This is a genomic window from Limnohabitans sp. Jir72, from assembly GCF_003063575.1.
Taxonomy (GTDB): Bacteria; Pseudomonadota; Gammaproteobacteria; order Burkholderiales; family Burkholderiaceae_C; genus Limnohabitans_A.
On sequence record NZ_NESC01000014.1, the window covers coordinates 65,541 to 79,563 of the forward strand.

Genomic DNA, 14,023 nt, shown 5'->3' on the forward strand with positions numbered 1-14,023 from the left:
GGGGTGACAGATCAGGCCACGCGGCCCAGCAGCAAAAACTCCATGAGCGCTTTTTGCACATGCATGCGGTTCTCCGCTTCGTCCCACACCACCGATTGGGGGCCGTCGATGACTTCGGCGCTGACTTCTTCGCCTCGGTGGGCGGGCAGGCAGTGCATGAACAGGGCGTCCGGTTTGGCCGCTTGCATCATCGTCTCGTCCACGCACCAGTTGGCAAAGGCTTTTTTGCGCGCTTCGTTTTCGGCCTCAAACCCCATGCTGGTCCACACGTCGGTGGTGACCAGGTCTGCACCTCGGCAGGCTTCGAGCGGGTCGCTGAAGAGCTTGAAGTTGGCCTTGCCTTTGAGGGCCGCTACGGCCTCATTCACTTCGTAGCCGCTGGGGGTGCTGACATGCACGGTGAAGCCCAGCAGTTCGGCCGCTTGCAGCCAGGTGTTGGCCATGTTGTTGCCGTCACCGACCCAAGCGACCACCTTGCCCGTGATGGCACCACGGTGCTCGATGTAGGTGAAGATGTCGGCCAGAATTTGGCAGGGGTGGAACTCGTTGGTCAGGCCGTTGATGACGGGCACACGCGAGTGCGAGGCAAAGCGCTCGATCTTGTCTTGGCCATAGGTGCGGATCATGACGATGTCGGTCATGCGGCTGATGACGCGGGCGCTGTCTTCGATGGGCTCGGAGCGGCCCAGTTGGCTGTCGCCCGTGGTCAGGTGCACCACCGAGCCGCCCAGCTGGTACATGCCCGCTTCAAAGCTGACGCGTGTGCGGGTGCTGGCTTTTTCAAAAATCATGGCCAGCGTGCGGTCGGCCAGCGGGTGGTATTTTTCGTAGGCCTTGAACTTGCGCTTGATTTCTGCAGCCCGGGCAAACAGGTGCGCGTACTCGTCGGCGCTCAGGTCTGTGAACTGCAGGTAGTGCCGGATGGCGTTTTGCGGGGTTGTGCTCATGCTTGTTCTGCCAGGAAGGCCTTGATCAGAGGCAAGAGGATGCCCAGTACCTCGTCCGCTTCGGCGGTGGTCATGATCAGGGGGGGCAAGAGGCGCACCACGGTGTCGGCGGTCACGTTGATGATCAGACCCGCGTCGGCCGCTTGCTTGAGCAGCACACCGCAGGGGCGGTCGAATTCGATGCCGATCATCAGACCCTGGCCACGGATTTCCTTGACGCCCTTTTGGCCGCCCAAGGCAGCGCTCAGTTTGTCGTGGAAGTGGGCACCCAGGCGTGCGGCGTTGCCCAACAGATCGTCTTTTTCCATGATGCGGATGGTTTCCACGCCCGCACGCATGGCCAGCGGGTTGCCACCAAAAGTGGTGCCGTGGTTGCCGGGCTGGAAGATGTGGGCGGCCTTGGGGCCCGCCACGACAGCGCCAATCGGCACGCCCGAGCCCAGGCCCTTGGCCAGCGGCATGACGTCGGGCACGATGCCCGCCCACTGGTGGGCAAACCATTTGCCGGTGCGGCCAATGCCACACTGCACTTCGTCGATCATCAAGAGCCAGTCTTGTTGGTCACACAGGGCGCGCACGTCGCGCAGGTAGTCGGCACGCATGGGGTTGATGCCGCCTTCGCCCTGGATGGTTTCAAAGAACACGGCCACGACATCGGGGTCGTTGACGGTGGCTTTTTTCAGCGCCTCGATGTCGTTGAGGGGCACCCGCACAAAACCTTCGAGCATGGGGCCAAAGCCTTGCTGCAGTTTCACATTGGCCGTGGCGCTGAGTGTGGCGATGCTGCGGCCGTGGAAGGCTTTTTCGTACACGACGATTTTGGGGTTCGTGATGCCCTTGTCATGGCCAAATTTGCGAGCGAGTTTGATGGCCGCTTCGTTGGCTTCCAGACCCGAGTTGCAAAAGAACACATTGGTCATGCCCGACAACTCGACCAGCTTGGCCGCCAACACTTCGGCGTTGGGCACATGGAAATAGTTGCAGGTGTGGATGATCTTGCTGATCTGGTCTTGCAGTGCGGGGGCGAATTCCGGGTGGTTGTGGCCCAGGGTGTTCACGGCAATACCGGCCAATGCGTCGAGGTACGCCTTGCCATTGACGTCCCAGACTCGGCAACCCTGGCCATGGCTGAGTGCGATCGGCAGTCGGCCATAGGTGTTCATGGTGTGCGGTGAGGCGGCTTCAATGAAAGCGGACATGCGTGAACTCCAAAAATAAAAATCGGCCCAACGAAGAGGGCCGCTGAAACGAGATTTTAGAGGCAGTTTGATGACGGCCTGAAGACGCCTGTCACGGGATTGAAGTCTTATATAAGATACAATACTCGGGTAAACCAGAGCTTGGTGATCCCGGTCTCTGGAAAGTCTTCCTTCACACCTCTATCCGATGGTTTCCAACAACGCCAAAGAAGTTTTCATCCAGGGCATCACCCAGGATGGCAGAACATTCCGCCCCAGCGATTGGGCCGAACGTTTGGCGGGTGTGATGAGCCCATTTCGCCCCGGCGGCGCGACCCCGGGCAGCCACCTCAGCTATTCCCCTTGGTGTATCCCCACCACCTTGGGCGGTGTCAAATGCGTGGTGGTGCACCGCGACCTGCGTGACTACGACGTCATGGCTTGGGACTTCGTGATGAACTTTGCGCGTGACAATGGTCTGCAAGTGGCAGAAGCTTGCTTGTTGCCCGATCCGCTACCGGCAAAATAACCCCACCCAAGAAACGAAACCGCCTTCGGGCGGTTTTTTTGTTTGCGTACCGTTGAGCAGGAGGGGCGTGTTGGCGGGCGACGATTTTATGAGCTTGCGAATCATGAGGAGCCCGCCAACACGCCCCTCCTGCGGTGATTGAAGAGCCCATAAAAAAACCGCCCGAAGGCGGTTTTATTTCGCTGACAGCGCACCCGTTTCAAACGGCGGCCAGAAGATTCTGGCCGGGCTGTTGATCTTTAAAAGCGGATCAGGCTGCAGCCAGGGCCAAGGCCTTGACTTTGGCGCTCAGGCGGCTCTTATCGCGAGAAGCCTTGTTCTTGTGGAAGATGCCCTTGTCGGCGATCGTGTCCACAACCGCTTGCATCTTGGCAAACAGTTCGGTGGCTTTGGTCTTGTCGCCAGTCAGAACAGCTTTTTCAACGTTCTTGACAGCGGTACGGTATTTGGAGCGCAGCGAAGAGTTCGCAGCGTTGATCTTGATGTCTTGGCGGACGCGTTTACGGCCGGAGGCAAGACGGGGGTTTTTTTTCTTTGGCTTAGCTGATGCCATGATGATTTCCTTTGGGGGTCTGAGGATGATGTCGGCGAACCCATCATTATAGCGGATCAAAAAAAGCCGTTTGACCTCTACCTTAGACGCCGCAGAAACTCCGCAGACGGACCGCTACACTCACAGGCTGTGAGCCTCCTACGTTCTGCCTCTGTCGTTTCCATTTTCACGCTGGCCTCCCGAGTGACGGGGCTGGTGCGCGAGCTCCTGATCGCCTCGGCCTTCGGGGCCAGCGCCCTGACCGACGCCTTCAATGTGGCCTTTCGAATTCCCAACCTGTTTCGCCGCCTGTTTGCCGAGGGCGCTTTCAGCCAAGCCTTTGTCCCGGTGCTGGCGGCCAACCGGGCCCAGCATGGTGACGAAGCCACCCAAGACGTGATCGACAGCGTGGCCACAGCCTTGGCTTGGTCCGTGCTGGCGTTGTCGGTCATCGGGGTGTTGGCCGCGCCTTGGCTGGTCTGGGCTTTGGCCAGTGGCTTGCAGCAAGACCCCAAGGGCTACCAGTCGGCGGTGCAGATGACCCGCTGGATGTTCCCCTACATCGCCTTCATGTCGATGGTGGCTTTGTCCGCGGGCATTTTGAACACTTGGAGGCGCTTTGCCGTGCCTGCGGCCACGCCGGTGCTGCTCAATGTGAGTGTGATCGCGGCGGCCCTGGGCTTGTCGCCCTGGCTGGCTGCGCGCGGCATTGAAGCCGTTTATGCCTTGCCCGCAGGCGTCATGCTGGGCGGCGTGTTGCAACTGTTGGTTCAGGTGCCTGCGCTCAAGCGCATGGGCTTGTTGCCCCGCATCGGCTTGAGTCCATTGGCCATTCGGCAGGCCTGGGCCAAGCCGGCTACCCGCAACATCTTGCGCCTGATGGCCCCGGCTTTGCTGGGCGTGGGCGTGGCCCAGATTTCCTTGCTCATCAACACCCAGATTGCCTCGCATCTGGCACCCGGCAGCGTGAGTTGGCTGACCTATGCCGACCGCCTGATGGAATTCCCCACCGCCATGTTGGGCGTGGCGCTGGGTGCGGTATTGATGCCGCAGCTGGCGGCGGCCAAAGCCACGGGCGATGCAGACCGTTATGCCGCCATGCTGGACTGGGGCTTGCGCTTGGTTTTGCTGCTGGCCTTGCCATGTGCGGCTGCATTGCTTGTGTTTTCGGAGCCTTTGGTGGCTGTGCTCTACCACTACGGGGCCTTCACCGACCACGATGTGCAGCAAACCACCTTGTCGCTCACCGGCTACGGTATTGGCCTCATGGGTTTGGTGGCCATCAAGGTTCTGGCCCCGGGTTATTACGCCAGCCAGGACATCCGCACGCCGGTCAAGATCGCGGTGGTGGTGCTGGTGATCACCCAATTGTTCAACCTGCTGTTTGTGCCTTGGTTGCAGCATGCCGGGCTGGCCCTGTCCATTGGCCTGGGTGCCTTGGTCAATGCGATGTGGTTGTTGATCGGCTTGCTGCGCCGAGGCAGTTACAAGCCCCAGCCGGGCTGGGTGCGCTTTGCCATGCAGGTGCTGGTGGCCACGGGCTTGCTGGCCGCCTTGTTGTGGGTGGCCGCGCACCAATTGCAATGGGTCAGTTTGCGCCAGACCCCTTGGCTGCGCATTGGGTGGATGGCGGCGGTCTTGCTCACATCGGCCTTGTTGTACTTTGGCACCTTGTTGGTCACAGGCGTGCGCCTGAAGGCCTTCCTCAAGCGTTGAAAAAGCGCAGGTCTGAGCCATGGATTTGAAATTTGAACCCGTCTCGCCGCTGGATTATTTTGCCAGCTTGGTGCAAAGCGATGAGCACTTTCCATTGCTGGAAGCGGCAGCCAGTTTGGCGCAGGACGAAGAGCCCGATCTGGATGTGCAGCACGTGCTGGACGACGTAGAGCGCTTGCTGAAAAAAGTCAAAGCCCGTTTGCCCGAGGATGCCGATGAGCTGACCCGCCTGGCCATCTTGGCCCAAGTGTTTTACAAAGACATGGGTTTTGGCGTCAATGCCAATGATTTTTATGCGCCGGAAAACAGCTACTTGCAAGAGGTGCTACGCACTCGCCGTGGCTTGCCCATTTCATTGGCAGTGATTTGGCTGGAGCTGGCGCAAGGCTTGGGTTTGCACGCACAAGGCATTTCGTTTCCGGGACACTTTCTGGTCAAAGTCGCACTCGAGGGTGGTCTGGTGGTGCTGGACCCGCTGACCGGCGAGTCGCTCGGCTTGGACAACTTGGCTGAACGTTTGGGTCCCTACCGGAACGATGTCGACTGGGCTGCCGGTGCCGACCTGGACAGCGGTGAAACGCCTTTGGGTCTGTATTTGCAGGCGTGCCCGCCGCGCGACTTGTTGGCCCGCATGCTGCGCAACCTCAAAGAAGTGTTCCGCGCGCAAGGAGACTGGCCCCGCATGCTGGCGGTGTTGGAACGCTTGGTGGTGCTGCTCCCTGAAGTGTGGACCGAGCGGCGCGACCGCGGCTTGGTACATGCCGAGCTGGGCCACATGCAGGAAGCCTTGCACGACTTGCAGGTGTATTTGGGTGCTGAGCCATCGGCACCCGATCAAGCGGCGCTGAAAGGCCGTTTGAGCGAACTGTCAGGCGATGCGCCCGCCTGATCAGGCCACGATGACCTGTTCCCCGCTGCCTTGGGTGGCAATCACACCGATGGTGTAAACCTGCTCACCAGCGGCACGCAAGGTGGTCGCGCATTTTTCGGCTTCGGCAGCGCCCACCACCACCACCATGCCAATGCCGTTGTTGAAGGTTCGGTTCATCTCGATGTCGTCGATGCCTGCGGTTTTTTGCAGCCAGGCAAACAGCTCGGTCTGGGGCCAGCTGCCTTTTTGCAGGTGCGCGGCCAGGCCTTCGGGCAGTACGCGGGGGATGTTCTCGAGCAGGCCACCACCGGTGATGTGGGCCAGGGCCTTGATGCCAGAGGTGTCTTCCGTGTTCGGGTGTTTGGCCAAGGCCGCCAACACGTTCAGCACGTACAGGCGAGTAGGCTCCATCAGGGCTAGCTTGAAAGGCTTGCCGTCCAGCGTGGCCGGGGCATTGACACCTGCGCGCTCAATGCACTTGCGCACCAGGCTGAAGCCATTGGAGTGCACGCCGCTCGAAGCCAAGCCCAGCACCACATCGCCGGCCTTGACGTTTTGACCGGTGAGGATTTTGGATTTTTCGACGGCACCGACGGCAAAACCGGCCAAGTCGTATTCGCCAGCGGGGTACATGCCCGGCATCTCGGCGGTTTCGCCGCCGATCAAAGCGCAGCCCGACAATTCGCAGCCCTTGGCAATGCCGCCGACCACAGCCGCTGCGGTGTCCACGTCCAGTTTGCCGCAGGCAAAGTAATCGAGGAAAAACAGGGGCTCGGCACCTTGCACCAGCACATCGTTCACGCTCATGGCCACCAGGTCGATGCCCACGGTGTCGTGCATGTTCCACTCGAACGCCAGCTTGAGCTTGGTGCCCACGCCGTCTGTGCCACTCACCAGTACAGGCTCTTTGTAGCGCTTGGGCACTTCAAACAGCGCGCCAAAACCGCCGATGCCGGCCAGCACGCCTTCGCGCATGGTTTTCTTGGCCAAGGGCTTGATGCGCTCGACCAGTGCGTCGCCTGCAACGATGTCAACGCCTGCGTCTTTGTATGAAAGTGGGGTGTGGCTCATGGTTTCGGCCCTCGGTGGGCAAGTAAATGGGGTACGGGGGCCAATAAACGGGTTGGCAGACTAAAATCAAAGCTTATTTTAAGGGTTCACCCTGACGGTTCCCGATCCCCTTTCACAAAAGACGAGTCTCACTTGCAGCAACCTGTTCCATTTTTGATGTCCCGCTTGGCCGCATGGAGTGGCGTGGCCCTGTTGGCGGTGCTGATTTTCTGGCTTTTGGCCCCTGTGCTGGCACCTTTTATGGTGGCCGCAGTGCTGGCATATGTGCTGAACCCCTTGGTGCTGCAGCTGGTGCGCGTGTCGGGTGGGCGATTGCCCCACCTCTTGGCCGTCGTGCTGGTCGAAGGCGTTGCGCTGCTGGCTTTGCTGGGCATCGTGCTGCTGCTGGTGCCTATCCTGGTGCGCGAGTGGCCTTTGTTGCAGCAGCAAATCCCGCTGCTGTTTGACAAACTCGATGCATCGCTGAAACCTTGGCTCGCGCAAATGGGCATTTCGGTGTCGCTGGACCTGACCGAGTTGAAAAGCCAGTTGGTCGCGTATTTGAGTGCCAACCGCGAAGACTGGTGGGCACCCCTGATGTCCTCGCTCAAGCTCGGTGGCAGCGCCGCGCTGGCACTGGTTGGCTTTGTCGTTCTGGTGCCTGTGGCTTTGTTTTATTTGCTCAAGGACTGGTCACGGCTGATGCAGGCCACAGCCGATCTGGTGCCGCCTGCATGGCGCAGCGTGTTCGACGGATTCATGGGCGAATGCGACACCGTATTGGGCGAATACCTGCGCGGTCAGTTGCTGGTCATGCTGTGCTTGGCGGTGTATTACGCGCTGGGTTTGTGGCTGTTTGGCCTGGAGCTGGGGCTGCCGATTGGCATCTTCACGGGGCTGGCGGTGTTCGTGCCGTATCTGGGTTTTGGTCTGGGGCTGCTGCTGGCTTTGCTGGCGGGTTTGTTGCAATTGGTGCCCGGTCAAGCCCTGCTTATGGTGGCGGTGGTCTTCGGGCTGGGGCAGCTGATCGAAAGTTTTGTGCTCACGCCACGTTTGGTGGGTGAGCGCATTGGCTTGCATCCTTTGGCAGTCATCTTGTCCTTGATGGCTTTTGCCCAACTGATGGGCTTTGTAGGTGTGTTGATCGCCTTGCCCGCTAGCGCTGTGTTGTTGGTGGCTTTGCGCCGTTTGCGCCAGCGTTACCTCAGCAGTGGCTTGTACCAACAACGCCCGACAGACGGTGACCAATCGGGGTCCGATTCGGCATGAAGCAGCTGGCTTTGGACATTGGCTTGGCGTCTGTGCCAACGCTGGAGAATTTCTTTGCAGGCCCCAACGAAGCGGCTGTGAGCCATTTGCGCCTGTGGACAACGGGCGGCACCCGTTCGCCCGTGCCCACTTACCTGTGGGGTGAGGGCGGATCAGGCAAGACCCATTTGCTGCAAGCGGTGCACCATGCTTTCAAGGAGCAGGGTGCCCTAGTGGGCTGGCTGGATGCCCACACCATGAACCCGCCCGAGTTCAACGATGATTGGGTGGCGGTGCTGATGGACGATGTGCACCTGTACAACGCCGAGCAGCAACACACCGCATTCAATTGGTTTGTCAACGCGCTCACACCCCGCGTGGGCACACCGCGCTGGGTGCTGGCTGCAGGCACCATGCCCCCGGCTGACCTCAAGTTGCGCGACGATTTGCGCACCCGCTTGGGTTGGGGCCATGTGTACGCCTTGCAGGTCTTGGACGAGCCCGAGCGCCGAGCCGTGCTGCGCCAGGCGGCCGATGCCCGGGGCCTGTTTTTGAGCGACGAGGTCATGTCTTACATGCTCAACCGCTTTTCGCGTGATCTGGGCAGCTTGATGCAGCTGCTCGACCACTTGGACCAATATGCTTTGCAAACGCAACGTGCGCTGACCATTCCCTTGGTGCGCGCGATGCTGGAGAACGAATGAAACTCGCGCTGTTCGATCTGGACCACACGCTTTTGCCGATCGATTCGGACCACACCTGGGGGGCGTTCACCACCGAGTTGGGCTGGAACGACCCGGCAGTGTTCAACCAACGCAACGACGACTTCTATGCCCACTACCAGGCGGGCACATTGAACATTCATGACTACGTGCGCTTTGCCACCCAGGCGGCGCGTGAGCGCGGTGCGGTCGAAGCTGCCCGTGCACACGATCGCTACATGGACGAAGTGATTCGCCCCCGCATCACGCCCGAGGCGCTGGCACTGGTACGATCGCACCAGCAGGCAGGCGACACGGTCATGATCGTGACGGCCACCAACGAGTTCGTGACCCGTCCGATCGCGCAGGCTTTTGGGGTGAGCGAGCTGATCGCGGTCGAGCTGGAGCGCGACGACACAGGTTGGATCACGGGCGAAATCAAAGGCACCCCTTCTTTCCGGGAAGGCAAAGTCACCCGCGTCGCCCAATGGCTGGCCCGGCAAGGGCTGGATTGGGGCGATGTGGAAATGAGCTTTTACTCGGACTCCATGAATGACCTGCCGCTGTTGGAAAAAGCCCACCATCCGGTGGCAACGAACCCTGACGCTCGGTTGCGTCAACTGGCCACAGAGCGTGGCTGGCGCATCCTCGAACTGTTTCAAGAATGATCAAAAAATTCATCGACAAGCTGATGGGCAAATCGCCCCAAAGCGCCAAACCCCATTTCGGTCGACGCACTGAGGTGCCTGCATCGGTGCACGGCATCGACCCCAATTTGGTGGACGAACGGGCCATCAACGTGACGCGCACCTTGCAGCAAGCTGGGTTTGAAGCCTACATCGTGGGTGGCGCGGTGCGCGACTTGCTGCTGGGCCTGCGCCCCAAAGACTTTGACGTGGCCACCGACGCCACGCCCGAGCAGGTCAAAGGCCTGTTTCGGCGGGCTTTCATCATCGGTCGGCGCTTTCGCATCGTGCACGTGGTGTATGGCCGAGGCCGCGACAACGAAGTGATCGAGGTCTCCACATTCCGTGCTCACCTGGACAACGCGGCGGCCGAGCAAGTCAAAGGCAACGAACGCACCAGCAAACGCCAGCTCGAAGGCATCCAGCACGCGGTTGATTCGAGCGGCCGTGTGCTGCGCGACAACGTCTGGGGTCCGCAAGACGAGGACGCCACCCGCCGGGACTTCACCGTGAACGCGATGTATTACGACCCGGAAACCCAGATCGTGGTGGATTACCACGGCGGTATTCAGGACGCGAAAAAACACACCCTGCGCATGATCGGTGATCCGGCCACGCGTTACCGTGAAGACCCGGTGCGCATCATCCGCGCTGTGCGTTTTGCCGCCAAGCTCAGCCCGCTGGGCTTCAAGCTCGAATCCAAAACCGCCAAACCCTTGGTGCAAGCTGCCACCTTGTTGGCCGATGTGCCGCAAAGCCGCTTGTTTGATGAAATGCTCAAGCTGCTGCAGACCGGTCACGCGCTGGCCTCCATCGCGCAGCTCAAGCACCTGGGGCTGGCCAAGGGTATCTACCCACTGCTGGATGTGGTGGTGGAGCGTGCCGACAGCCCCTTCGTTAAAGGGGCCTTGGCCGACACAGACCGCCGCGTTGGCGAGGGCAAGCCGGTAGCGCCCAGCTTCTTGCTGGCTTGTGTGTTGTGGGCCGATGTGCGCGACGGCTGGGCCGCGCGCCTAGCCCGCAAAGAGCACCCGTATCCGGCGCTGCAAGACGCGATCGATGAGGTGTTTGATGCCCGCATTGGCGATGTGTCCGGTCGCGGCAAGCTGGCCGCTGACATGCGCGAGATCTGGATGATGCAGCCGCGCTTTGAAAAGCGTGTGGGGGCCACGCCGTTCAGTCTGGCGGAGCAGCCACGTTTTCGCGCTGGTTTTGACTTTTTGCGCCTGCGCGCCGATGTGCAGGAAGTGGACGAAACCCTGGCCGATTGGTGGCAGGAATTCAGCATGGCCAGCGACGCCGAACGTGAAGACCTGGTGCAAGCAGCCAAGGCCGAGCAGCAAGCCAAGCCCCGTGTGCGCCGTGCGCCCAAGCCGCAAGGCGAGGATCCAGCCCCCCAGGCTTTGAAAGCCGCTCCGGCGGCAGATGCCACTGCGGCCCAGTCAGAAGGGGATGCCGCAGCCCCAAAGCGCCGCCGCCGTCGCCGCAAACCGGGTGCAGGTGGTGAGCAGGGCGCTGCCAGCGCTGAATAAACCGGGCACGCCCATGCTGGCCGACCGCGAGCCCGTGACCGCCTATGTGGCTCTGGGCGCCAATCTCGGCGATGCGCAGAGGACGGTGCTGGACAGTCTGGCTGCCCTGGACCGATTGCCGGGCACGCGTTGCACGGGCCGCTCGCGCCTTTACCGCACCGCACCTTTTGAGGCTGAGGGCCCCGATTTCATCAACGCAGTGGCGCAACTGCAAACCCGCTTGAGTGCCCCCGAACTGCTGGACGCTTTGCAGGCGCTGGAAAACCAGGCCGGGCGTGAGCGCCCCTACTTGAACGCGCCGCGCACGCTGGACCTGGATGTGTTGTTGTACGGACAGGCCCGCATCTTCAGCCCGCGCCTGACGGTGCCGCATCCGCGCATGTGGGGCAGGGCGTTTGTGGTCTACCCCTTGGCCGATCTGGCCCCTGAGCTGGTGACGCCCGCTGATTGGACCCGCGTGGCTGGACAAAGCATTGAAGCCATCATGGGGCCCATTTCATGATTTATTTCGCCGGCTTGCCATTTCCCGCAAGGGGTGAGCGCGCCTAGCCTTCGAAGGGTGACAAACGGTTAAACTCCGCGGTGTCATGTGAATGTCACATTCGCTTCATTACGCACTCAGGAGTCTCCCATGCTGTTTGGCAAGTTGCTGCCCAAAGAAGGCAATTTCTTCGAACTCTTCAACCAACACGCGGAACGCACGGTCGAAGCGGCCCGGGCTTTTTCGAACTTGGTCGCCAATTACAACGACGTTCACCTGCGCGAGAAATACAACCGTGATGTGGACAACGCAGAGCACGCCGCAGACCGCGTGACCCAAGAGGTCAACCGCCTGATCCACACCACCTTCATCACGCCGATCGACCGTGAACAGATCCACGCCCTGATCAACCTGATGGACGATGTGGCCGACCTGATTCAAGACTCCGCAGAAACCATGGCGCTGTACGACGTGCGCCACATGACCGACGAGATCACCCGCCTGACCGATTTGTCGGTGCGCTGCTGCGAACGTGTGCAAGACGCCGTCAAGTTGCTGGCCCGCATTGGCGAGCCTGCGGTGGCCGAGTCCGCGCTCAAGACCTGCGAAGAAATCGATCGCCTGGAGTCGGATGCCGACCGCGTGATGCGCAGCGCCATGAGCAAGCTCTTCCGTGAAGAGGCCGATGTGCGCGAAATCATCAAGCTCAAGGCCATTTACGAACTGCTGGAAACCATCACCGACAAGTGCGAAGACGTGGCCAACCAGATCGAGGGCATCGTCCTCGAGAACTCCTGATCTGACGCGGGAAGCTCACGTATGGAAACCGTACAAGCCGCCTTGTGGGTGGTGATCTTGCTGGTCGCCCTGGCGCTCATTTTCGACTTCATGAACGGGTTTCATGATGCGGCCAACTCGATTGCGACCGTGGTCTCTACGGGCGTGCTCAAGCCCACCCAAGCGGTGGTGTTTGCCGCCTTCTTCAACTTTGTGGCCATCTTCATCTTCCACCTGAGCGTGGCCGCCACGGTGGGCAAGGGGATTGTTCAGCCCGGCGTGGTGGACACCCATGTGGTGTTTGGCGCTTTGGTGGGTGCTATCACCTGGAACGTGATCACTTGGTATTACGGGATCCCCAGCAGCTCTTCGCACGCCCTGATCGGTGGCATCGTGGGGGCAGTGATCGCCAAGTCCGGTGCGAGTTCTCTGGTGTCTGCGGGCATCCTCAAGACCGTCGCATTCATTTTCGTGTCACCCTTGCTGGGCTTTTTGCTGGGCTCTTTGATGATGGTCCTGGTGGCCAACATCTTCCGCCGGGCACGCCCCTCCAAAGTGGACAAATGGTTCCGCCGCTTGCAACTGGTGTCTGCCGGTGCCTACAGCTTGGGCCACGGCGGCAACGATGCCCAAAAAACGATTGGCATCATCTGGATGATGTTGATCGCAACAGGCTATGCATCAGCGGCCGACAAGGCACCTCCAGCATGGACGGTCATTTGTTGCTACATGGCCATTGGCCTTGGCACCATGTTTGGTGGCTGGCGCATTGTCAAAACCATGGGCCAGAAAATCACCAAGCTCAAGCCCGTCGGAGGTTTTTGCGCCGAGACCGGCGGTGCCATGACCTTGTTCCTGGCCACGGCCTTGGGTATTCCGGTGTCAACCACGCACACCATCACCGGTGCCATCGTCGGTGTGGGCTCTACGCAGCGTGCCAGTGCTGTGCGCTGGGGTGTCGCAGGCAACATCGTGTGGGCATGGGTGCTGACCATTCCTGCCAGCGCTTTTGTGGCGGCCATTTCGTATTGGGTCAGTTTTCAGGTCTTTGCCTGAGCTTGCCTGAACGCAGGATTGAAAAAGCCGGACTTTGTGAACTGCACCCCAAAAGTTGGACACCAATCCAACCTTTGGGGTGTTTTTCATGACGAAGTACGACGAGAAATTTAAAAAATCTGTTGTTCAAGATTACTTAGCCGGTGGGGGTGGCTACACAAAGCTTTCTGCCAAGTACGGAGTCAATGATGGACAGATACGGCATTGGGTGGGCGCCTTTCTTCAAAACGGCGATAGTGGGCTAACCAAGAAGTCCAGTCATTACAGCGCTGAATTTAAGCTGCGTGTCCTAGAGCACATGTGGCGCGAAGAGCTTTCGTTTAACCAGACCATTCACTTGTTTGATCTGCGCGGGGGCACTGGAGTTGTCTCGGATTGGGAGCGCAAGTACCATGAGGGCGGTATCACAGCATTAGCTCCCAAGCCCCGAGGGCGCCCAAAACCGATGAAACCTCCCGAACCCACTACGCCCTCTAGCGAGCAGCCCGTGCAGGACAAAACGTTGCAAGAGCTGCAACGCGAAAATGAGTACTTGCGAGCGGAGGTGGCTTATCTAAAAAAGTTGGATGCCTTAGTTCGAGCCAAGCAGCAGGCTGCGCAGACAAAGCGAAAGCCCTGATCGAACTAAGGCAGCATCACCCCTTGGCCACTTTGCTCCAGGTGGCCGAGCTGCCTCGCAGCACGTTTTACTACCAAGTCAAGGCGCTGCAAAGGGATGA

At 60.1% G+C, this 14,023-nt stretch carries 15 protein-coding genes; 11 read left to right on the plus strand and 4 right to left on the minus strand.

Features of this window, described 5'->3' with window-relative positions; translation table 11 throughout:
* Positions 1-11 precede the first annotated feature (11 nt).
* Positions 12-947, minus strand: coding sequence for an ornithine carbamoyltransferase (argF, locus tag B9Z52_RS16130; RefSeq protein WP_108414871.1), 936 nt, complete (start codon positions 945-947; stop codon positions 12-14).
* Positions 944-2,146: an aspartate aminotransferase family protein gene (locus tag B9Z52_RS16135; RefSeq protein WP_108414872.1), complete on the minus strand. Its 1,203-nt coding sequence runs from the start codon at positions 2,144-2,146 to the stop codon at positions 944-946. The genes argF and B9Z52_RS16135 overlap by 4 nt, the downstream gene beginning before the upstream one ends.
* 187 nt (positions 2,147-2,333) lie before the next feature.
* Between B9Z52_RS16135 and B9Z52_RS16140 the strand changes: the two genes are divergently transcribed.
* The gene (locus tag B9Z52_RS16140; RefSeq protein ID WP_108414873.1) at positions 2,334-2,654 is read left to right on the plus strand and encodes a DUF3579 domain-containing protein; all 321 of its coding nucleotides are present in this window, start codon (positions 2,334-2,336) and stop codon (positions 2,652-2,654) included.
* A 250-nt stretch (positions 2,655-2,904) separates the two neighbouring features.
* Here B9Z52_RS16140 and rpsT read toward each other — a convergent pair whose 3' ends face one another.
* Positions 2,905-3,207, minus strand: a complete 303-nt coding sequence (gene rpsT / locus B9Z52_RS16145) for a 30S ribosomal protein S20 (protein WP_108414889.1) — start codon at positions 3,205-3,207, stop codon at positions 2,905-2,907.
* A gap of 129 nt (positions 3,208-3,336) precedes the next feature.
* On the opposite strand from rpsT, the gene murJ reads away from it, so the two are divergent.
* On the plus strand, positions 3,337-4,902 hold the full coding sequence (murJ, locus tag B9Z52_RS16150; protein WP_108414874.1) for a murein biosynthesis integral membrane protein MurJ: 1,566 nt from the start codon (positions 3,337-3,339) through the stop codon (positions 4,900-4,902).
* Positions 4,903-4,921: 19 nt separating this feature from the next.
* Positions 4,922-5,791: a SirB1 family protein gene (locus tag B9Z52_RS16155; RefSeq protein WP_108414875.1), complete on the plus strand. Its 870-nt coding sequence runs from the start codon at positions 4,922-4,924 to the stop codon at positions 5,789-5,791.
* On the opposite strand, the gene purM is transcribed toward B9Z52_RS16155, so the two are convergent.
* Positions 5,792-6,844 carry a phosphoribosylformylglycinamidine cyclo-ligase gene (gene purM / locus B9Z52_RS16160; RefSeq protein ID WP_108414876.1) on the minus strand — a complete coding sequence of 351 codons (1,053 nt, stop codon included), beginning with the start codon at positions 6,842-6,844 and terminating at the stop codon, positions 5,792-5,794.
* Between the two features lie 156 nt (positions 6,845-7,000).
* Here purM and B9Z52_RS16165 point away from each other — a divergent pair, with 156 nt between their 5' ends.
* The 8 genes from B9Z52_RS16165 (at position 7,001) to B9Z52_RS16200 (ending at position 13,923) form a co-directional block, all read left to right on the plus strand.
* Positions 7,001-8,092 carry an AI-2E family transporter gene (locus B9Z52_RS16165; RefSeq protein ID WP_108414890.1) on the plus strand — a complete coding sequence of 364 codons (1,092 nt, stop codon included), beginning with the start codon at positions 7,001-7,003 and terminating at the stop codon, positions 8,090-8,092.
* On the plus strand, positions 8,089-8,775 hold the full coding sequence (hda, locus tag B9Z52_RS16170; RefSeq protein ID WP_108414877.1) for a DnaA regulatory inactivator Hda: 687 nt from the start codon (positions 8,089-8,091) through the stop codon (positions 8,773-8,775). Before B9Z52_RS16165 ends, hda begins: the two co-directional genes overlap by 4 nt.
* A complete protein-coding gene (locus B9Z52_RS16175) occupies positions 8,772-9,440 on the plus strand; it encodes an HAD family phosphatase (RefSeq protein ID WP_108414878.1) in 669 nt (222 codons plus the stop codon). The genes hda and B9Z52_RS16175 overlap by 4 nt, the downstream gene beginning before the upstream one ends.
* Entirely contained in the window at positions 9,437-10,990 is a 1,554-nt protein-coding gene (gene pcnB / locus B9Z52_RS16180) for a polynucleotide adenylyltransferase PcnB (protein WP_108414879.1), read from the plus strand. Before B9Z52_RS16175 ends, pcnB begins: the two co-directional genes overlap by 4 nt.
* Positions 10,991-11,003: 13 nt before the next feature.
* On the plus strand, positions 11,004-11,492 hold the full coding sequence (gene folK / locus B9Z52_RS16185) for a 2-amino-4-hydroxy-6-hydroxymethyldihydropteridine diphosphokinase (RefSeq protein WP_108414891.1): 489 nt from the start codon (positions 11,004-11,006) through the stop codon (positions 11,490-11,492).
* Positions 11,493-11,621: 129 nt separating this feature from the next.
* Positions 11,622-12,269: a DUF47 domain-containing protein gene (locus B9Z52_RS16190; RefSeq protein WP_108414880.1), complete on the plus strand. Its 648-nt coding sequence runs from the start codon at positions 11,622-11,624 to the stop codon at positions 12,267-12,269.
* A 21-nt stretch (positions 12,270-12,290) separates the two neighbouring features.
* Positions 12,291-13,304, plus strand: coding sequence for an inorganic phosphate transporter (locus B9Z52_RS16195; protein WP_108414881.1), 1,014 nt, complete (start codon positions 12,291-12,293; stop codon positions 13,302-13,304).
* Between the two features lie 88 nt (positions 13,305-13,392).
* Positions 13,393-13,923, plus strand: coding sequence for a helix-turn-helix domain-containing protein (locus B9Z52_RS16200; protein WP_108411841.1), 531 nt, complete (start codon positions 13,393-13,395; stop codon positions 13,921-13,923).
* Positions 13,924-14,023: the final 100 nt, after the last annotated feature.